The organism is Acidovorax sp. GW821-FHT10E03, from assembly GCF_059415205.1.
On record NZ_JBWKMU010000017.1, the window covers coordinates 39,055 to 58,711 of the forward strand.

The following is a 19,657-nucleotide window of genomic DNA, read 5'->3' on the forward strand; positions in this document are numbered from 1 at the left end:
GCACCCATGGCAGGACTGGAGCTACGCAACGTGGTCAAGCGTTTCGGCGAGGTGACCGTCGTCCAGCAGATGGACCTGGCGATCCACGAGGGCGAATTCGTCGTGCTGCTGGGCGAATCGGGCTGCGGGAAAAGCACGACGCTGCGGATGATCGCGGGGCTGGAGGAGGTGACGCAGGGGCAGATCCTGATCGGCGACAGGGATGTGACCCATGCCGCGCCCATGGACCGCGACATCGCCATGGTGTTCCAGAACTATGCGCTGTACCCCCACATGAACGTGGCGGAGAACATGTCCTTTGCGCTGCGCCTGTCCGGCCGGCCCTACGCCGAGATCTTCGAGAAGGTCAGGTCCGCGGCCCGCATCCTGAGCATCGAACACCTGCTGGAACGCAAGCCCAGGGAGCTGTCTGGCGGCCAGCGCCAGCGCGTGGCCATCGGGCGCGCCATCGTGCGGGAACCCAAGGTTTTCCTGTTCGACGAACCGCTGTCCAACCTGGATGCCAAGCTGCGCGGCCACATGCGGGCGGAACTGGCCATCCTGCACGAGCGCCTGGGAAAGACCACGGTGTATGTGACCCACGACCAGGTCGAGGCGATGACGCTCGCCTCGCGCATCGTGATCTTCGACAAGGGGGAGATCCAGCAGATCGGCACCCCCTCCGACGTCTTCACACGCCCGGCCAGCCTGTTCGTGGCGGGGTTCATCGGCACGCCGACCATGAATTTCTTCCGGGCCCGCTACAGCCAGGAACATGGCCTCAAGCTGCTTCGCGGAGAAGGCTTCGCGTGGATCGCGCCGGACTGGCTGGTGGCACAGGCCCCACGGGCGGACCAGTCGCTCACGCTGGGCCTGCGCCCCCAGGCGCTGCACCCTTCCAACGCGGGCGTGAGCCTGCTCAGCCTGCAGGTGGACGTCGTGGAGTACCTCGGCACCGAAAGCCAGGTGGTGGGACACATGAACACTCCCTCCGGCCAGCGCGTGGCCGCCATGCTGCCGGGCAACGCGCAGGACCGGCTGCGCCAGCGGGTCGACCTGAGCTTCGACCCGCAGGACATGCACGTTTTCGACACCGCCTCGGGGCGCTCCCTGCGCCCCTGACACACCGCGACACCCCCACCCAGGAGACAAGACCATGAAAAGACGCGATTTCGTAACGAAAACCAGTGCCACGGTGTTCGGTGCCAGCCTGCCCTTGAGCGGAATCCGTGCGCAGAGCCGCTATTCCAGGTACGCGGGCCAGACGGTCACCTTCAGCGTGCCGGCCCATCCCCACTACGACGCGATGATGAAGATCCTGCCGGATTTCACCAGGGAAACCGGGATCAAGGTGGAAACCGACCGCCTGGCCATGGGGCGCATGAAGGAAAAGCAGCTGCTGGAGATGGCCAAGCCGCAGGGCGACTACGACCTGGGCTGCTACGTCGTGATGTGGAAGGGCGAGTACGTCGCCAAGAATCTCATCCGGCCGCTCGACCCGTTCCTGCAGAACCCAGCCCTGGCGGACCCCGCCTACGACATCAAGGACATCATTCCGGTCTATCTCGAAAACCTGGGGCTCGTGGGGGGCCCCAAGGGTTACCTGGCGGGGCCGGGCGCCAAGCTCTACGGTCTGCCCTATGGCGCGGAAACCTCGGTGCTGGCCTACCGCAAGGACATCTTTGCCAAGCACGGCCTCAAGGTGCCCGAGAACTATGCGGAGTTCGCGCAGTTGCTGCGCGTGATCAAGGACAAGGAGGGTATCGGCGCGCTGGCGTCCCGGGGCCAGGCGGGCCATCAGGCCGTGCACGCCTGGCTGCTGCACCTGAACCCGCTGGGCGGCAGCGTCTTCGACGATCAATGGCGCGTGCGCTTCAATGACAAGGCGGGCGTGCAGGCGCTCAAGTTCCTGCAGGAAGTGGTGGCCACGGGCCCCGCGGGCATCGCGGGGTATGGCCAGGGGGAAAGCAACACGGCCTTCCTGCAGGGCCAGGCCGCCATGTACCTGGACTCCACCTCCCTCGCCGGGCTGGTGAACGACCCGGCCAAGTCCCGCATCGCCGGCAAGGTCAGCTGGGCCCTGCACCCCATGGGAACGCGCCGCGCCTCCCAGTCCGGCGGGCTGGGCCTGGCCATCGCCAAGAACGCGAAGAACGCCGATGCGGGCTTCCTGCTCATGCAGTGGCTCACCTCCAAGGCCCAGGACAAGGCCGTCACCCGGGCGGGCGGCGCGCCCACCCGCAACTCCACGCTGGCCGACACCGACCTCGTGCGGCAGTACCCGGAGTTCATCACCTTCAAGGAGGCGCTCAAGTACTCCAACCCCGACTGGCGGCCCATCATCGCGGTGTGGGACAAGATCAACGTGCAGGCGCTCGGGGTCGGCATCTCCGAGGCCCTGACCGGCAAGAAGACGGCCGAGGCAGCGCTCAATGACCTGGTGGCCCCGGTCATGCAGATCATGCGTGAAGCCGGGTACAAAGTCTGAGGCGCGCCCGCCATGCGCACCCCTTCCTGGGTTCCGCTCCTCTACGTGGGGCCTGCCGCCGCGATCATGGCGGCAGCGTGCCTCTACCCGGTCATCTCGGCCTTCCAGCTGGGGCTCTACGACTGGAGCATGGGCACCCCCTGGAGCGCGGCCCGCTGGGTGGGGCTGGATGCATTCGCCGCGGCGTTCAGCAATCCCCGGGTGTGGTCCTCGCTCTGGACAACCCTGCTGTTCGCCGGCGTCTGCGTCACCGCCGAGATGCTGCTGGGCATCGCGCTGGCACTGGCGCTGGAGCGGCCGGTGCGGGGCACGGCGGTCTTTCGCACCTTGTTCATCCTGCCCATGATGATCGCGCCCATTGCCGTGGGCCTGGCCTGGCGCTACATGTTCGACGCGCAGTTCGGGCTCATCAACGCCGTGCTCGGCCTGCTCAGGATCGCGCCCCTGACCTGGCTGGCGGATCCCACGCTCGCGTTCGCCGCCATCGTGATCGCGGACGTCTGGCAGTGGACGCCCTTCGTCTTCATCATGATGGTGGCCGCCCTGGCGAACGTGGACAGCGCGGTCATCGAGGCCTCGCGGATCGACGGGGCGAACTGGTGGCAGATGACCACCCTCGTCAAGCTGCCCATGATCGCGCACGTGATCGCCATCACGCTGATGATGCGGCTGGTGGATGCCTTCCGGGTTCTCGAAGTGATCTACGTGCTGACATTCGGCGGCCCGGGCGACTCCACCGAAATCCTCGCGCTGCACATCTACAAGACGGCCTTCGTGGGCCAGCAGCTGGGCGTGGCCGCCGCCATCTCCGTGCTGCTGCTCGTGGTGGTGGCCGTGCTGTCATGGATCGCCCTGCGCATCTCGAACCCTCTGGACAACGAGAAGTAACCGGGAACGCGAGATGCCCATGAAACGCTCTCCCCTGCTCGCCACCGCGCACTACGCCATGCTGGTCGGCCTGGCCGTGCTGTGCATCGCCCCCATCGCGGTCATCTTCGCCACCAGCCTGCGCCAGCAGGTGGACATCTTCGCCGAGCCGCTGAACTTCATCTTCACCCCCACCCTGGAGAACTACCGGGCCGTCCTGCAGGAAGACAAGTTCGACCGGTATCTGTACAACAGCCTTTTTGTCGGGCTCATTTCCACGGCCGCCACCCTGGTGCTGGGCTGCATGGCGGCCTACGGCCTCGCGCGGTTCCGCTTCCCCGGCCGGCGCGCGCTGGCCTACACCACCTTGCTGCTGCGCACCGTGCCGCTGGCGGTCATGGCCATACCGGTCTTCCTGATCTGGAACGAATGGCACCTGGTCAACAGCCTGTGGGGCCTGATCCTGCTGTACGTGGCGGTCAACCTGCCATTCACGATCTGGCTGCTCTATGGCTTCGTGCTGCAGGTCCCCGTGGAGCTGGAGGAGGCAGCCGCCATCGACGGCTGCGGCCCCCTGCGCGTGTTCACCAAGGTGCTGCTTCCGCTCATGGCGCCCGGGCTCGCCGCGGCCTCGATCTTCACCTTCCGCATCGCCTGGAACGAGTTCATCCTGGCGCTGGTGCTCACCGATCGCCACTCGCGCACCCTGCCCGTGGCGGCCTCGCTTTTCGTCACCGACATGGGGGTGGACTGGGGGCGGGTCATGGCCATGGGCAGCCTCATCGCCATTCCCCCGCTGATCTTCACCTTCGTGGCAGCTCGCCAGATCATCACCGGGCTCACGGCAGGCGCCGTCAAGGGCTAGGGACGCACCCTGGCCTGCATACCCCCGCTTACCGCCCCACCCCATGAGATTCGTCCAGACACTGCGCATTTCGCAGAAGCTGCTCCTCTTCGCGCTCCTGCTGGTGGCGTGCTTCTTCCTCGGGGCCTGGCAGGTCGCGCGCTGCCTGCTGGCGATCTCGCATTTCGGCGCGGCGCTGCCAGACGCCGATCCCGTCGTGGAAAGCGCGGCCGCCGCGCTGCGGATACTGGCCCTGACCAGCGCCGTGGTGGCGGGGGGCTGCCTGGCCCTGGCATGGTGGATTGGCCGCGCGCTGCGCACGCGCGTCGCCGTCGCCCGCAAATTCACGGACGATGTGCGCATCGGCAACCTGACGAGCCTGATTCACGACGCGCAGCGCGACGAGTTCTCGCCCTTGATGGCGGCCATGCGCGAAATGCAGGAATCCCTGACCAGGGTCGTCACCAAGGTCAGGGCGGGCGCGCAGGAGGTGGCCCTGGCCAGCGACGAGATATCCCAGGCGAACACCGATCTGTCCGCACGGACGGAACGCCAGGCGCTGTCGCTGAAGGACACCACGGACGCGGTGGAGGCGTTCGCCAGCAGCGCCCTGCTGGTGGGGCAGAAGGCGGATGCGGGCAACGCCATCGCGCAGCAGACCGCCCTGGCGGGAGATCACGGCAACCGTGCCTTCGCGTCCGTGCAGCAGACCATGCAGGAAATTGCGTCGGACTCCGCGCGGGCCTTCGACATCATCGCGCTCATTGACGGGATCGCGTTCCAGACCAACATCCTCGCCCTGAACGCGGCCGTCGAGGCGGCACGCGCCGGCGAGCAGGGCCGGGGCTTTGCCGTGGTCGCCAGCGAGGTGCGCGCGCTGGCGCAGCGCAGCGCCAGCGCGGCCAAGGACATCAAGGCGCTGCTGACCCGCGGCAACGCCCGCATCGAAACCGGCGCGACCCTGGTGCAGACGGCCGCCCAGCAGCTGGGCGGCATGACCGAGGCCATACAGCGGGTGACGCAGATCATGGCGGAGATCGCCCATTCCAGCCAGATGCAGCGCGAGAGCGTGGGCAAGGTCATCGAGTCCGTGGAGCTGATTGACCAGGCCACGCAACAGAACGCGGCCCTGGTGGAGCAGACAGCCTCCGCCTCGCAGCAACTGCGGGCGCAGGCCGCGCGCCTCGTCGGGTCGGTGAACGTGTTCACGCTCAACGGGAGCCCGTCCGAAGCCGAAGAGCAGGTGCGAAGGGCCGTGGACCTGATCCGCGACATCGGCGCCGAGAAGGCCTACCGCGAATTCACGCACGGCACCTCGTTCAAGGACCGGGACCTGTACATCACGGTCTACGACTTCAACGGCCGCAATCTCGCGCACGGAGCCAATCCCGCCAACGTCGGAAAGGTCCTCATCGACATGCGCGACGCGAATGGCGTGGCGATCGTCAGGAACTCGCGCGACCTGGCCACGCAAAGGGGCTCTGGATGGTCCGCGCCGTACCACATCCTGAATCCGGTCACCCAGAAGATCATGGTCAAGAAGGCGTTTGTCCAGCGTGTGGGAGAGACCTTCGTCTCGTCCGGAATCTACGCCGTGGACCTGGATTGATCGACGCTCCCCCAGAGACAGGAAAAAACCCATGCAACGCAGACTGCTCGTCCAATCGCTGTGCGCCGCCACCATCCCCGCCTTCTTCCCGGGGGCATCGCGCGCCCGGAACAGGTATGCCCCCTACCGGGGCCAGAAGCTCAGGATCAGCATCCCCAGGCACCACCACTACGACGCCGCCACGAAACTGTTCCCCACGTTCACCAGCGAAACCGGCATTCAGGTCGAGTTTGAACAGCTCCCCATCGCGGAGATGAAAAAGAGGCAGCTGGAGGAGATGGCCAAGCCGCAGTGCGACTTCGACCTCGTGTCGTATGTGGTGATGTGGAAAGGCGAGTACGTCAAGAAGCGCCTCATCCGGGATATCGAGCCCTACCTGAACAACCGGCAGCTCACCCCCGAGGACTTCGACCTGCCCGACATCATCGCGGGATTCCGGGAGAACATCGGCCTGGTCGGGGGATGGAAAGGCTACCTGGCCGGCGGGGCCGCCAAGCTCTACGGGCTGCCCTATGGAGCCGAGACCTCGGTGCTGGCCTACCGGCACGACATCTTCGAGAAGTTCAACCTGAAGCCGCCCGAGTCGTACTTCCAGCTGGAACAGCTGCTGCCGCTCCTGCGGGAAAAGACCGCCATGGGGTCGCTGGCCTCGCGCGGCAAGGAAGGCCACCAGTGCGTGCATGCCTGGCTGTTGCACCTGAACCCGCTCAATGGCGGCGTGTTCGAGAACAACTGGCAGCCCCGCCTGCATGATTCGGCCGGAGTCCGAGCCGCCAACCTGCTCAAGAAGATCATCGACACCGGCCCTCCCAACGCGCTGGCGGCGGGCCAGACGGAGATGCTCAATGCGTTCCTGCAAGGGCAGGCCTCCATGTACCTGGACTCGACCCTCATCTTCGGTGCGGTCCGCGACGAGAAGATCTCGAAGATCAATGGCAAGGTAAGTTATGTGCGCCATCCCCGCGGCGCGCGCTATGCGTCCCAGACCGGAGGCCTGGGACTGGCCATCCCCGCCCAGTCGAAGAACCCGGACAGCGCATTCCTGCTGATGCAATGGCTCACCGCCAAGCAGCAGGACAAGTCGGTTTGCCACCTGGGCGGCGTGCCCCACCGGCTGTCCACCCTGGCCGACCCCGACCTGGGGAGGAAATACCCCGAGTTCCAGATGCTCCTGCGCAGCATCGGGGATGCCAACCCCAACTGGCGGCCCATCATTCCGGAGTGGGACACCATCAATACCGACATACTGGGCAAGAGCATCCACGAGGTGATTTCAGGCAAGCAGCCCGCAGAGACGGCGCTGGCGCAGGCCGCGAAGGCGGTGGCCGACCTGATGCGCCGCGAAGGGTACCTCACCACCCCGCCACCGGTCCGCTAGTTCCGCTGGTCCGGCTTGCGGCGCCCCTGCTTCGCCGTCATGAGTTTCACGCTGCTCAAGCTGGCGAAGCGCCGGCTTTCATCACCTGGCATCCCGTGTGGCGGCCGGGGCAGCCACGGTGCAGGCCGTCCCGAGCGCCGCACGGGCTCAGCCGGCAAGGCCCTAGAGTCCTGCGGCTACGCCGCCAGCAATCCGCTGTGCGCGGCGGCGTGGCGCAGCCAGTCGGCATCCTGCGCCAAGGCCAGCGCGGCATCGAGCGCGCGGGTGGGCTGCACCTGGCGGTGCGACATGAAGCCGATGGGCGTGGTGAGCACGGGCGCCAGAAGGGGCAGCGCCTCTAGCCCGTCATGGCCCCGCACCGCATCCACCAGCGCGCCCGGCAGCACGCTGCACAGGTTGCCGGCCACCACGCTCAAGGCCAGCGTGAGGACCGAATCGGTTTCCATGGCGGGCCGCACCGTGGCCCCCGCGCTGCGGAAGGCGCCATCCACCAGGCTGCGGTTGTGCATCTCGGGCGTGAGCAGGCACAGCGGCAGGCGCGCCGCCTCGGCCCAGCCAACGGGCCCGCCCATCTGCAGGCCGTGCCCTTTCGGGCTGCTGGCCCGCCGCAGCAGGAAGTAGTGCTCCACGTACTGCGGCCAGGCCCGCAGTTGGCCGCCGCGCGCGGGCATGCGCTCGGTGTAGCCCAGCGCGAGGTCCAGGGAAATACTTTCCAGCCCCGCCTCCAGCGCCTGCGAGCTCATGGACAGCGCGACGGGCGCGATGCCGGGGTGCCGCGCCTGCAGCTGCGCCGCAAACCGCGCCAGGATGGGCATGGCCGTGGGCACGGCGCCCAGGCGCAAGGTGCCGCGCGGATGGGCGGCATCGCTCAACAGGTCCTGCTGCAGCACCTGGTGTTCATGCAGCATGCGCTGGGCCGAGGCCAGCACACGCTCCCCCTCGGGCGTGAAGCCCTCGAAGCTGCGGCCCCGGCGCACCACCACCACCCCAAACTCTTTTTCCAGCGCCCGCAGCGCGTTCGACAGCGCGGGTTGCGTGATGTGGCAGGCCTGCGCCGCCCGGCCGAAGTGCCGGTGCTCGTGCAGCGCCACGAGGTAGCGCAGGGACGCGAGCAGGTTCATGGCACAGTGCGGCAGCCCACGGAGATCAGGTGTTCTTGCTGATCGAGATGGTGGGGAACTTGTTGGAGAAGTCCTTGGCCTGCTGGGCGATCTTCACCGCCACGTCGCGCGCCACCTTCTTGTAGATCTTGGCCACGTCCCCGTCGGGGTCGGCCACCACGGTGGGCTTGCCGCTGTCGGCCTGCAGGCGGATGCTCATGTCGAGCGGCAGCGCGCCCAGGTAGTCCATGTGGTAGTCGGCCGCCATCTTCTTGCCGCCGTCGGCGCCAAAGATATGCTCCACATGGCCGCAGTTGCTGCACACGTGGGCGGCCATGTTCTCGACGATGCCCAGGATGGGCACGCCCACCTTCTCGAACATCTTGATGCCCTTCTTGGCGTCCAGCAGCGCGATGTCCTGCGGCGTGGTGACGATCACGGCGCCGGTCATGGGCACGCGCTGGCTCAGCGTGAGCTGGATGTCGCCGGTACCGGGCGGCATGTCGACGATGAGGTAGTCCAGGTCCTTCCAGTTGGTCTGGCGCAGCAGCTGCTCCAGCGCCTGGGTGGCCATGGGGCCGCGCCAGATCATGGCTTCGTCCTGGTCCACCAGGAAGCCGATGGACATGACCTGCACGCCATAGTTCTCCAGCGGCTCCATGGTCTTGCCATCGTCGCTTTCGGGGCGGCGGTTGATGCCCAGCATCATGGGTTGGCTGGGGCCGTAGATGTCGGCGTCGAGCACACCCACGCTGGCGCCCTCGGCAGCCAGCGCCAGGGCCAGGTTGGCGGCCGTGGTGCTCTTGCCCACGCCGCCCTTGCCCGAGGCCACGGCGATGATGTTCTTGACCTGGGGCAACAGCTGCACGCCGCGCTGCACGGCGTGCGCGATGACCTTGGTGGTGATGTTGACCGACACGTTCTCCACCCCGGCAATCCCCTTGGCGGCCGCCACGAGGCTGCGGCGCAGCTCAGGCACCAGGCTCTTGGCGGGGTAGCCCAGTTCCACGTCGAAGGCCACGTCGCCGCCGGTGATCTGCACGTTGCGCAGGGCCCGGGTGCTGACGAAATCCTTGCCGGTGTGGGGGTCCAGCACGCTGGAAAGTGCGGCCAAGAGGCCCTGTTCGGTGACTGCCATTCAATAATCTCCAGAAGAGGCGGGTAGTCTATCCAAGCGCCGTGCCCTCCGCGTCTGAAGGACAATGCGCCGCGTTGCCGCCGCCTGCGCCCAAAACCGAAAGAAAAGGACCCCCGTGAAATTCAAGATGGCCGAAAAGTCCCTGTTTGCCATGCTGCTGCGCTCGCCCTGGTGGGTCAGCTTCGTGGTGGTCGGCCTCATTGTCCTGGCGGCGGGCGCCCTGTTGCCCAAGGAGTACTTCGTGGTGGGAGCGCTCGCGGGTTTCCCCATCTTCGTGGTGGGCTGCATCGCGGCCTGGAAGCAGCTGCGCGCCCCCAACCCGGCCCAGGTGGCCGACATGCTGGAGGCCGTGGGCAGCATGCCCTGGCGCAGCTTTGCCGACACCCTGGCATCCGCCTGGACCCGGGCGGGCTACACCGTGGAGCGGATCAACGGCAACAACGCCGGGGCCGACATGCGCCTGACCCTGAGCGGCAAGACCACGCTGGTGAGCGCCAAGCGCTGGAAGGCCGCCACCCATGGCGTGGAGCCCCTGCGCGAACTGCACGCGGCCATGGTGGCCAGCGACGCTCCGGCGGGCATCTATGTGGCGGCCCTGGGGCAGGTCAGCGACAACGCGCGCCTGTATGCCCGCGACCATGGGATCGCCGTGCTGCAGGGCGATGCAGTGGCGGCCCTGCTGCTGAGCAGCCGGCGCTGATCCACGCCCCGCCGGCCCGCCCCGCAGCCCGCCATGCGGGTTTTCCCAGATGGAGCGACCGGTGGCGGACTCCACACTTGGCACATCACCCACCCCTTCGACGATGCCATCGATCAGCCCCCCCACCGACGCTTGCGCCCCCGCTCCCGCGGCCCCGCCCGCCCGCCCCACCGGCCTGCTGCTGACCGGCGGCGGTGCCCGCGCCGCCTACCAGGTGGGCGTGCTGGAGGCGATCGCCGACATCCGCAATGCCTGTGGCGCGGGCGGCGGGCCCAATCCGTTTCCCATCATCACGGGCACCTCCGCGGGCGCCATCAACGCGGCGGCGCTGGCCTGCGGGGCCGACAACTTCGACCGCGCGGTGCGCCGCATCGCACGCGTGTGGCGCCAGTTCCATGCCAGCCAGGTGTATGGCGCCGATTCGCTGTCCGTGATGCGCAGCGGGGCGCGCTGGCTCACGCTGCTGTCCATGGGCTGGGCGCTGGCGCGGTGGCGCCGCATGCGGCCCCGGTCGCTGCTGGACAACTCGCCCCTGGAGAAACTGCTGGTGAAGATGGTGCCCCTGGTGCGCCTGCCCCGGCTCATCCGCAAGGGGCACCTCACCGCGCTGGCGGTCACGGCATCGAGCTACAGCTCGGGCGAGCACGTCACGTTCTTCGAATCCAACGCGCCGGTGCAGCCCTGGGTGCGCTCGCAGCGCAAGGCCGCGCGCGACCGCATCACGCACGAGCACCTGCTCGCGTCCTCGGCCATTCCGTTCATCTTCCCGGCCAAGGGCATCACGATCGACGACCATACCGAGTACTTTGGCGATGGCTCCATGCGCCAGTCGGCCCCGATCGCACCCGCCATCCACCTGGGGGCCGAGCGCATCCTGGTGATCGGCGCGGGCCGCATGCACGAGCCCCGGGGCGACGCCGCGGCCAACCCCACGCCCAGCTACCCCACGCTCGCGCAGATCGCGGGGCATGCGCTGTCCAACATCTTTCTGGACGCGCTGGCGGTCGACGTGGAGCGGGTGCAGCGGGTCAACCAGACGCTGTCGCTGATCCCCCCCGACGTGCGCGCGCACAGCGCGCTGCGGCCCATCGAACTGCTGGTGATCGCGCCTTCGCAGCGGCTCGACGCGGTGGCCGCGCGCCACGTGGGCGATCTGCCGGCCCCCGTGCGCGCCATGCTGGCGGCGCTGGGCGTCACGTCCAACATGGCGGATGTGCGCGGCGCGGCGCTGGCCAGCTACCTGCTGTTCGAATCCGGCTACACGCAAGAGCTGATGGCCCTGGGCCGGGCCGACACGCTAGCCATGCGCGCCGAGGTGTGCCGCTTTTTCGGCTGGACCGACAGCGGCGCGGACATTCAGACCCGCGAGCACGCCTGAAGGGCCGCCGGTCCGCCCCGGCGTCCGCTACCGCGCCTTGAGCACGTCCTTGCGCAGCCAGCCCAGGCCGTGCGCGTGCAGGCTCTGCACATACAGCCGGTCCGCCGTCTCGGTGATGGCCGTGGTTTCCGGGTAGGCGCCCGCCGGGTCCTGCAGGTCAGCCACCACCTTGCCGTCGTCGGTGAACGCGATCACGTGGCCGTACGGCTGGGGGATGGGCCACAGCGCACGCGGCAGGCGCAGCGTCAGGCTGCGCAGCCAGGGCTTGCCGGCCATGTTGTCGATGGCCGCGCCGCGCGGCTTGGCAAAGCCCAGCCAGATGCGGCCGTCCATCCCGCGCATCAGGTTGTCGGGGTAGCCGGGCAGGTTGTCGAGCAGCACGCTAGCCTGGGCTCCGGGCAGGCTGATGTCCAGGTCGTTCGCGTCCACCGCGATCTTCCACACCCTGTACTTGCCGGTTTCGTTGACGAACAGGCTCTTTTCGTCCTGGCTGAGCGCCACGCCGTTGGCGAAGCTCAGGCCCCGGGCCACCACGCGCGTGGCGCGAGTCGCGGGGTCGTACTCCAGCACCCGGCCCGTGCTGGCCTGCTCCAGGATGTCGAGCACGCTGGCCTCGAAGGTGCCGCCCCAGTCCTGGGGGGCAAAACGCGTGGAGGCGTCGCTCAGGTACATCTTGCCGCTTTGGGCCACCACCACGCCGTCGGCATAGCGGATGGGATCGCTGCCCACCTTGTCGGCCAGCACGGTGACCTTGCCATCGGGCGCGATGGACAGCAGGCCCTTGACCGCATCGGCCGCGATGAGGTGGCCCGCCGCGTCGAAGTCAAAGCCCAGCACCCGCCCGCCGGTATTGGCAAAGACCTCCTGGCCCGATCCATCGGGGTTCATGCGCAGGATGTTGCCGCTGAGCACCGTGGTGTAGAGCTTGCCGTCCCTGCCCACGGCGATGTGCTCGGGGCCGACCTCGCCGTGGAGGTCGATCACCTGCAGCTGGGCCAGCCGCGTGTTGGGCGCATGCACGCCCTGGTAGCCGGGCGCGGGCGGGGCGCTCCAGGCCACGGGCCGGATGGGCACGGGCCACCATGCCAGGTAGGCCGCCAGCACCAGCACGGCGCCAGCGGCGCTCCATCCCAGTCTCCTCACCAGCTTCTTTGCCATCGGCGTTCCTCCGTTGTGGTCGGTGCCAGGCATTGTGGGCCCGGCGAGCCCCCGCGCACCCTGCCCGGGGCCCGTTCGCTGGCACCTGCGCGACCCGCGCGCGGGGCTGGAGCGCCCGCGGCCGCGAGGCAGGGCGCCAAACGCCTAAAATCGCGGGTTCCGCCTGAGAAAGCCGCTTTTCATGACGTCATCCGCACGCAAACTCTTCGTCACCACCGCTCTGCCCTACGCCAACGGCAACTTCCACATCGGCCACATCATGGAATACATCCAGGCCGACATCTGGGTGCGGTTCCAGCGCATGCAGGGCCACGCGGTGAACTTCGTGGGCGCCGACGACACGCATGGCGCGCCCATCATGATCGCCGCCGAGAAGGCGGGCGTCACGCCACAGCAGTTCGTGGCCAACATCGCCGCGGGCCGCAAGCAGTACCTGGACGGCTTTCACATCAGCTTCGACAACTGGCACAGCACCGACGCGCCAGAGAACCACGAGCTGGCCCGCCAGATCTACCGCGACCTGCGCGACCGCGCCGACGGCTCGCTGATCGAGGTGCGCACCATCGAGCAGTTCTTCGACCCCGAGAAGAACATGTTCCTGCCCGACCGCTACATCAAGGGCGAATGCCCCAAGTGCCATGCCAAGGACCAGTATGGCGACAACTGCGAGGTGTGCGGCACGGTGTACGCGCCCACCGACCTGATCAACCCGTTCTCGGCCTTGTCCGGCGCCAAGCCCGAGCTGAAGAACTCCGAGCATTTCTTTTTCAAGCTCTCGGACCCGCGCTGCGTGGAGTTCCTGGAGAAGTGGACGCAGGACGGCAAGCTGCAGCCCGAGGTGGCCAACAAGATCAAGGAATGGTTCACCGTGCGCACCAATCCGGACGGCACGACCAGCGAAGGCCTGGGCGACTGGGACATCAGCCGCGACGCGCCCTACTTCGGCATCGAGATCCCCGACGCGCCGGGCAAATACTTCTACGTGTGGCTCGACGCCCCCGTGGGCTACCTGGCCTCGCTCAAGAACTGGTTCGACAAGGGCGGCCCCAAGGCAAAACACGGCGACACCCGCTCGTTCGACGAATACATGGCCGCTGCCGACACCGAGCAGTACCACTTCATCGGCAAGGACATCGTCACCTTCCACACGCTGTTCTGGCCCGCCATGCTGCACTTCAGCGGCCGCAAGACGCCCGACAACGTGTTCGTGCATGGCTTTCTCACCGTGAACAACGGCGAGAAGATGAGCAAGAGCCGTGGCACCGGCCTGGACCCGCTCAAGTACCTGAGCCTGAACATGAACGCCGAATGGCTGCGCTACTACCTGGCGGCCAAGCTCAGCGCGCGCAACGAAGACATCGACTTCAACGCCGAGGACTTCATGCTGCGCGTGAACAGCGATCTGATCGGCAAGTACGTGAACATTGCCAGCCGCGCTGCGGGATTCCTGACCAAGCGCTTCGACGGCAAGCTCACCAGCGACTTCGGCGCCACGGGCGCGGCCCTGCTGGCCGAGGTGCGCGGTGCCAGCGGCGCCATCGCGCAGATGTACGAAACCCGCGAGTACAGCAAGGCCACGCGCGAGATCATGCAGCTGGCCGACAAGGTCAACGCCTATGTGGACCAGAACAAGCCCTGGGACCTGGCCAAGGACGCGGCCAACAACGAGGCGCTGCACCAGGTCTGCTCGGTGCTCATCAACACCTTCGCCGCGCTCACGCGCTACCTGGCGCCCGTGCTGCCGGGCCTGGCCCAGGCCGTGCAAGGCTTTGTGGGTGTGGACATGCGGCAGTGGCACGTGGCGGGCGACGTGCAGGCGATCACCCCCTACCAGCACCTGATGCAGCGCGTGACCCCCGAGCAGCTGGAAGCATTGTTTGAGGCTCCAGCGCAGGCAGAACAAGCGCCAGCAGCTACTGAAACAATAGCATCCCCCGGCGGCGAGGAACTGGCCCCCACCATCACCATCGACGACTTCACCAAGATCGACCTGCGCATCGCGCTGATCGTGAATTGCGAGCCGGTCGAAGGCTCCACCAAGTTGCTGCGCCTGACGCTGGACGTGGGCGAAGGCCGCACGCGCAATGTCTTTTCAGGCATCGCCAGCGCCTACCAGCCCGCCGACCTGATCGGCAAGCACACGGTGATGGTGGCCAACCTCGCGCCGCGCAAGATGAAGTTCGGCGTCTCCGAAGGCATGGTGCTGGCCGCCAGCCATGGCGACGAGAAGGCCAACCCCGGCATCTACGTGCTCAACCCCTGGCCCGGCGCCACGCCCGGCATGCGGGTGCGCTGAAGCACTGCAACGGCCGCGCCGGCCGTTGCCTTCCCGGGCCCCGCCGCTCGTTCGCTCACAGCGATGCCAGCGGCGGCGACCGCTGCGGCCGGCCCGCGCGCAACGCCTGACGCCGCAGGTACCACTCGGCGCCCAGCAGGTTGGGCACCCAGCACAGCCAGGCGATGAAGGGGTAGGACACCTGCTCATCCACCCCCAGGGCCATGCTGCCCCCCAGGTAGACGCGCAGCGTGATGGCTGCCGCCGTGAGCGCATAGCTGCGCACCATCCAGCGCCGGTGCTCGGCAAAACGGCGCTGCAGCGCGCGCAGCAGGCCCATGCCGGTCGCCACGATCCAGGCCACGCCCAGCGCCAGGAAACCCAGGACGGCCACGGGACCCGTCATCGCATCCAGTGCCAGGGGCAACGACGAGAGCCAGCCCACCGCAATCGCCGCCACATACCCGCGCCCCACCCAGCGGTGCAGGGCCGGAAACCGGGTGCGCCATGCCGCCATCAATTGCAGCGGGCCCAGCATCAGTGCCAGCGATGCGCTGACCGCATGCACCACGAAAGCCCGGGGCGCCGACTGCAGGCTGGGCAGGTCCATCGGGAAGGGCATGCCGGGCAGCGCATAGCGCAACGAGACAATGCCGACGGCCAGGGCCGACAGCGCGAGCAAACCCCAAGCCAGGGCGGGGGCGAGAGTACGTGGAGACATGGCAACTTTCTGTGAAATGGAAGTCCATCCACTCTAGAAATTGCGTCTGAGCCCCGTGTTAGCAGCGCCTTAGGCGGGTGTTAGCAGCGGCGCGGGCGCGGGCTGGAGTGGGGGCAGATGCACCCGCGCCAGCAGGCCCGCGGCGCCGTCGTCCCGCGCCCGCAGCTCCACCCGCAAGCCCTGGCGCAGCGCTGCCGCGCGGGTGATGGCCAGGCCCAGCCCGCTGCCGTCGGCGTCGTTGCCGGGCACGCGGAAGAAGCGGTCGAAGACCCGCTCCAGCAGCTCTGGCGGAATGCCGGGGCCGTTGTCGACGATGTCCACCACCGCGCCGCTGTCCAGACGGTGCAGCCGCACTTCGACCGCACCGCCCTCGGGCGTGTAGCGCAGGGCGTTGTCCAGCAGGTTGTCGAACACGCTGCGCAGTTCGCTGGCAGCGGCGTGGACCGCCACCTGCCCGTCTCCGGCAAAACCGACCTCGATGCGGCGCTGGTCCGCCAGGGGCATCAGCTGGCCCACGCAGTCGCGCAGCAGGGCCGTGATGTCCACGGGCGCAGTGGGTGCCTGCGCAGACACCGGCGCCTCCTGCCGCGACAGGCGCAGCAACTGGCCGACCAGGTGCCGCGCCCGGCGCATGCCCGCGTCCAGTTGCGCGAACTGCTGCTGCGCATCGCCCGCAGGCACGAAGGGGCGCAGGTTCTCCAGCTGCAGCGCCATCGCGGCCATGGGCGTGCGCAGCTCGTGGGCGGCGTCCTGTACGAAGCGGCGCTGCGCGGCAAAGGCCTCGCCCAGGCGCGCCAGCAGTGCATTGAAGGAACCCACCAGGGGCACGATCTCCTCGGGCACGCGGTCCATGCGGATGGCGCCCAGGCTGCGGTCGTCGCGCTGGGCCACTTCATCGGCCACCATGCGCAGCGAGCGCGATGCGCGCCCCACCACCAGCCACAGCGAGAACAGCAGCGCCGGTACCAGCAGCGCCATGGGCACGATGACGTACAGCGTGCGCACCGCCACTTCTTCCTGCAGGAATTTCTCGCTTTGCAGCACCTGCACGCGGCGCTGGTGCGGCCCGGCCGCTGGCGCGGTGTAGACGCGCCACCCAGGCGCCCAGGCATCGTGGGTGCGCAGCAGACCGTGCCCTGGCGCGGCCTGCAGTGGCACACCGGTGTCGGGCCGCGACGTGGCCAGCAGCCGCCCGTCGGCCGACCACACCTGCACGGCAAAGGCGCCCCAGTCCAGGATGTTGGTGTCGCTGAGCAGCGGCAGGGGCTCGACCCCGTGGCCAGCGTCCCGGCCGTCGCCGCCATCGCTGGTGCCCGCCGGCCCCTGCCCGCCGGCTGCATGGGAACGCGCCAACACCTCCATCTGGTACTGCATGAAGGTGTGGATGAGCGCGCTGTAGCTCGCCCAGAACGCGCAGCCCGCCACCACGGCGCCCACCAGGATCCAGGGCGCGAGCCACAGCAGGATCTGCCCGCGCAGGGACCGGGGGCGGTACCAGCGGGCCGCGTGCTCGCGCACCGGCCCCGTCATGGCGCCGCCACCCGCCAGCCCAGGCCGCGCACGTTGCGGATGGCGTCGGGCCCGAGCTTGCGGCGCATGCCGTGGATGAGCACGTCCACCGCGTTGCTGCTGACCTCCTCGCCCCAGCCGTAGATGCGGTTTTCCAGCTGCTCGCGCGACAGGATGGCGCCGGGGCGCTCCAGCAGCGCATGCAGCAGCGCGAATTCGCGGGCGGTGAGGGCCTCGCGGGCGCCGCCCTGCAGCACCTCGCGCGTGGCCAGGTCCAGCTGCAGGGCACCATTGCCCATCAGCGACTGGGCCACGCCGCTGCGCCGGCGCACCACGGCGCGCATGCGGGCCAGCAGCTCGGCCACCTCGAAGGGTTTGAGCAGGTAATCGTCGGCACCGATGTCCAGGCCGTGCACGCGGTCCTCGACACCGTCGCGCGCGGTAAGCACCACCACCGGCGTGAGGTCGCCGCGCACACGGGCGCGGCGCAGCACCTCGGTGCCGTCGAGCCCCGGCAGGCCCAGGTCCAGCAGCACGCAGCTGTAGTCGCCATCGGCGAGGGCGCTGTGGGCCAGTTCGCCGTTGCGCACCCAGTCCACGGACCAGCCCGCCCCCTTGAGCGCATGCGACAGGCTGCGCCCGATCATGTCGTCGTCTTCCACCAGCAGTGCGCGCAACAGGGTTCTCCTTGGGGCCTTCAGGGCGGTGCACAGCGTAGCGCGGAATTCTTAGCCCGCCATGAGCGCGGCGCCCACCCAGGGTGGCGCAGGGCTAACCCGGCGCTAAGAAAGCATTCCTACAGTGCACCGGCCCCCTGCCTGCGGCGTGCGGCCCGCAGGCACGCCCGGCCTGGCCCGCCCCTTTTCTTTTTCTTCTTTCTGGAACCCGAACCCATGACGCACTGCCTTCGCCTGCCCTCCCCCACCCACCACACCCTGCGGGGCCGCGCGGCGGTCATCGCGGCCACCCTGGCGGCGCTGGCGCCCGCCGCCTGGGCGCAGCAGGACGCCCCCACCTCCACCTGGGGGGCGGGCCTGGCCGTCAGCGCCGACCGCAAGCCCTACCGCGACTTCGACGACAAGGCGCAGCCGCTGCCCCTGCTCACCTACGAAAACCGCTGGGTCCACATTGCCGGCCCGGGCGTGGATGTCAAGCTGCCGCCGGCCGGCCCCGTGGGCCTGCGGCTGCGGTCGCGCTTCGGTTTCGAGGGCTACGAGGCCAAGGACTCGCCTTTTCTGACCGGCATGCAGGAGCGCAAGGGCAGCCTCTGGCTGGGCGCGGCCGCCAGCTGGGACACGGGGCCGGTGCAGCTTTCGGCCGAGCTGCTGGCCGATGCCTCCGGCCACAGCAAGGGGCGCCAGTTCACGCTGAAGGCCGAGCGCCGCTTCCAGCTCGGTGCGTGGGACATCACCCCCCGTGTGTCGGTGCAGCGGCAGGACCGCAAGTATGTGGACTACTACTACGGCGTGGAAGGCGCGGAGGCCCGCGCAGGCCGCCCGGCCCATGAAGGCAGCTCCGCCGTGAACCTGCAGGCCGGCCTGCGCGTGGGCTACGCGCTGGCGCCGCGGCAGTGGATGTTCGTGGACGTGAGCAGCACGCGGCTGGCCAGCGCGATCAAGAACAGCCCGCTGGTCAACAGATCGAGCCAGCCGGCGGTGACGGCGGGCTGGCTTTACCGGTTCTGAGCGCCGCCTTCAATGCCCCACGTACCGCCCTGGCCGGTGGCTGATCCACAGGAACCCGCTCATCACCAGCACGGCCAGCACCGAATACGCCACGCGGTCCACCGGCACCACGAAGAGCGCCAGCAGCACCACGGTGCCGTCGATCATCATCTGCACCTTGCCCGCACGCATGCCGTAGCGGGCCTGCAGGTACAGCGACACCACGGTGGCCCCGCCCAGGCTGGAGCGGTGGCGCGCCAGGAACAGGCAGCCCGTGCCCAGCAGCAGCCCGCCCAGCAAGGATGCGAACAGCGGGTTCAGGTAGTCCACGTGCATCACATGGGGGAACAGCTCGGTCAGCAGCGACAGCAGGGCGACGCAGACAAAGGTCTTGACCGTGAACTCGCGCCCCATGCGCGTCCAGGCGAACCAGTAGAACGGCAGGTTGACCGCGAAGAACAGCTTGCCGAACGAGATGCCCGTGACGTAGTGCAGCAGAAACGCCGCGCCCGCCGTGCCGCCCACCAGCAGCCCCGCCTGGTTGAACAGCATGAGCGCCATGGCCACGAACAGCGTGCCGGCGAACAGGGCCTGTACATCCTCGAACGCACCATGGCGCAGGGTGGATGCGTCGGCATGGGCATCGCCAGCGGCGCTGGAGTCATTGGCGGGGGTGTCGGTCATGGAGGGGATCACGCTGGCGTCACATCAATCCGCACGGAGCGGGGGCCGGGATGGCCGTGCAAGAACAGCAAGCAATATGCCAGGGAGCGCGGGCTCCACGCCCGATGTCCATCCCTGAGCGGGCAGAATTCGAAGAATTTCCGGCTGCTACCGCTGGTTGGCATT

Annotated in this window: 17 protein-coding genes and 1 pseudogene; 11 read left to right on the plus strand and 7 right to left on the minus strand. The window is 68.3% G+C overall.

Features of this window, described 5'->3' with window-relative positions:
* Positions 1–6 precede the first annotated feature (6 nt).
* From AC07OD_RS25660 to AC07OD_RS25690, 7 genes and pseudogenes are all read left to right on the plus strand, one after another.
* The gene (locus AC07OD_RS25660) at positions 7–1,101 is read left to right on the plus strand and encodes an ABC transporter ATP-binding protein (RefSeq protein ID WP_218295875.1); all 1,095 of its coding nucleotides are present in this window, start codon (positions 7–9) and stop codon (positions 1,099–1,101) included.
* 34 nt (positions 1,102–1,135) lie between these two features.
* Positions 1,136–2,467, plus strand: coding sequence for an ABC transporter substrate-binding protein (locus tag AC07OD_RS25665; protein ID WP_369643164.1), 1,332 nt, complete (start codon positions 1,136–1,138; stop codon positions 2,465–2,467).
* A gap of 12 nt (positions 2,468–2,479) precedes the next feature.
* Positions 2,480–3,355, plus strand: a complete 876-nt coding sequence (locus tag AC07OD_RS25670; RefSeq protein ID WP_218339537.1) for a carbohydrate ABC transporter permease — start codon at positions 2,480–2,482, stop codon at positions 3,353–3,355.
* Positions 3,356–3,374: 19 nt separating this feature from the next.
* Entirely contained in the window at positions 3,375–4,199 is an 825-nt protein-coding gene (locus AC07OD_RS25675; RefSeq protein WP_218295878.1) for a carbohydrate ABC transporter permease, read from the plus strand.
* 415 nt (positions 4,200–4,614) lie between these two features.
* A pseudogene (locus tag AC07OD_RS25680) lies at positions 4,615–5,229 on the plus strand (methyl-accepting chemotaxis protein); the annotation flags it as partial.
* 3 nt (positions 5,230–5,232) lie between these two features.
* Positions 5,233–5,787: a cache domain-containing protein gene (locus AC07OD_RS25685; RefSeq protein ID WP_370627781.1), complete on the plus strand. Its 555-nt coding sequence runs from the start codon at positions 5,233–5,235 to the stop codon at positions 5,785–5,787.
* A gap of 31 nt (positions 5,788–5,818) precedes the next feature.
* Positions 5,819–7,165: an ABC transporter substrate-binding protein gene (locus AC07OD_RS25690; RefSeq protein ID WP_218339539.1), complete on the plus strand. Its 1,347-nt coding sequence runs from the start codon at positions 5,819–5,821 to the stop codon at positions 7,163–7,165.
* A 176-nt stretch (positions 7,166–7,341) separates the two neighbouring features.
* On the opposite strand, the gene AC07OD_RS25695 is transcribed toward AC07OD_RS25690, so the two are convergent.
* A complete protein-coding gene (locus AC07OD_RS25695; RefSeq protein ID WP_218339540.1) occupies positions 7,342–8,286 on the minus strand; it encodes a LysR substrate-binding domain-containing protein in 945 nt (314 codons plus the stop codon).
* Positions 8,287–8,311: 25 nt separating this feature from the next.
* A complete protein-coding gene (gene apbC / locus AC07OD_RS25700; RefSeq protein WP_494598344.1) occupies positions 8,312–9,403 on the minus strand; it encodes an iron-sulfur cluster carrier protein ApbC in 1,092 nt (363 codons plus the stop codon).
* Between the two features lie 115 nt (positions 9,404–9,518).
* On the opposite strand from apbC, the gene AC07OD_RS25705 reads away from it, so the two are divergent.
* Together AC07OD_RS25705 and AC07OD_RS25710 are read left to right on the plus strand one after the other, a co-directional pair.
* The gene (locus tag AC07OD_RS25705) at positions 9,519–10,103 is read left to right on the plus strand and encodes a restriction endonuclease (protein WP_494598345.1); all 585 of its coding nucleotides are present in this window, start codon (positions 9,519–9,521) and stop codon (positions 10,101–10,103) included.
* Positions 10,104–10,206: 103 nt separating this feature from the next.
* Positions 10,207–11,481: a patatin-like phospholipase family protein gene (locus AC07OD_RS25710; RefSeq protein ID WP_218295883.1), complete on the plus strand. Its 1,275-nt coding sequence runs from the start codon at positions 10,207–10,209 to the stop codon at positions 11,479–11,481.
* Between the two features lie 27 nt (positions 11,482–11,508).
* Here the strand turns inward: AC07OD_RS25710 and AC07OD_RS25715 are convergent, their stop codons facing one another.
* A complete protein-coding gene (locus tag AC07OD_RS25715; protein ID WP_494598346.1) occupies positions 11,509–12,639 on the minus strand; it encodes an SMP-30/gluconolactonase/LRE family protein in 1,131 nt (376 codons plus the stop codon).
* Between the two features lie 181 nt (positions 12,640–12,820).
* On the opposite strand from AC07OD_RS25715, the gene metG reads away from it, so the two are divergent.
* Positions 12,821–14,935: a methionine--tRNA ligase gene (gene metG / locus AC07OD_RS25720; RefSeq protein ID WP_492244471.1), complete on the plus strand. Its 2,115-nt coding sequence runs from the start codon at positions 12,821–12,823 to the stop codon at positions 14,933–14,935.
* Between the two features lie 55 nt (positions 14,936–14,990).
* Here metG and AC07OD_RS25725 read toward each other — a convergent pair whose 3' ends face one another.
* The 3 genes from AC07OD_RS25725 to AC07OD_RS25735 form a co-directional block, all read right to left on the minus strand.
* On the minus strand, positions 14,991–15,635 hold the full coding sequence (locus tag AC07OD_RS25725) for a DUF2306 domain-containing protein (protein WP_218295886.1): 645 nt from the start codon (positions 15,633–15,635) through the stop codon (positions 14,991–14,993).
* 69 nt (positions 15,636–15,704) lie between these two features.
* Entirely contained in the window at positions 15,705–17,165 is a 1,461-nt protein-coding gene (locus tag AC07OD_RS25730) for a sensor histidine kinase (RefSeq protein ID WP_492253762.1), read from the minus strand.
* Positions 17,162–17,821 carry a response regulator gene (locus AC07OD_RS25735; RefSeq protein ID WP_494598347.1) on the minus strand — a complete coding sequence of 220 codons (660 nt, stop codon included), beginning with the start codon at positions 17,819–17,821 and terminating at the stop codon, positions 17,162–17,164. Before AC07OD_RS25735 ends, AC07OD_RS25730 begins: the two co-directional genes overlap by 4 nt.
* A gap of 216 nt (positions 17,822–18,037) precedes the next feature.
* Here AC07OD_RS25735 and AC07OD_RS25740 point away from each other — a divergent pair, with 216 nt between their 5' ends.
* A complete protein-coding gene (locus AC07OD_RS25740) occupies positions 18,038–18,829 on the plus strand; it encodes a MipA/OmpV family protein (RefSeq protein WP_494598348.1) in 792 nt (263 codons plus the stop codon).
* A gap of 9 nt (positions 18,830–18,838) precedes the next feature.
* On the opposite strand, the gene AC07OD_RS25745 is transcribed toward AC07OD_RS25740, so the two are convergent.
* Positions 18,839–19,492: a YitT family protein gene (locus AC07OD_RS25745; protein ID WP_218295890.1), complete on the minus strand. Its 654-nt coding sequence runs from the start codon at positions 19,490–19,492 to the stop codon at positions 18,839–18,841.
* Positions 19,493–19,657: the final 165 nt, after the last annotated feature.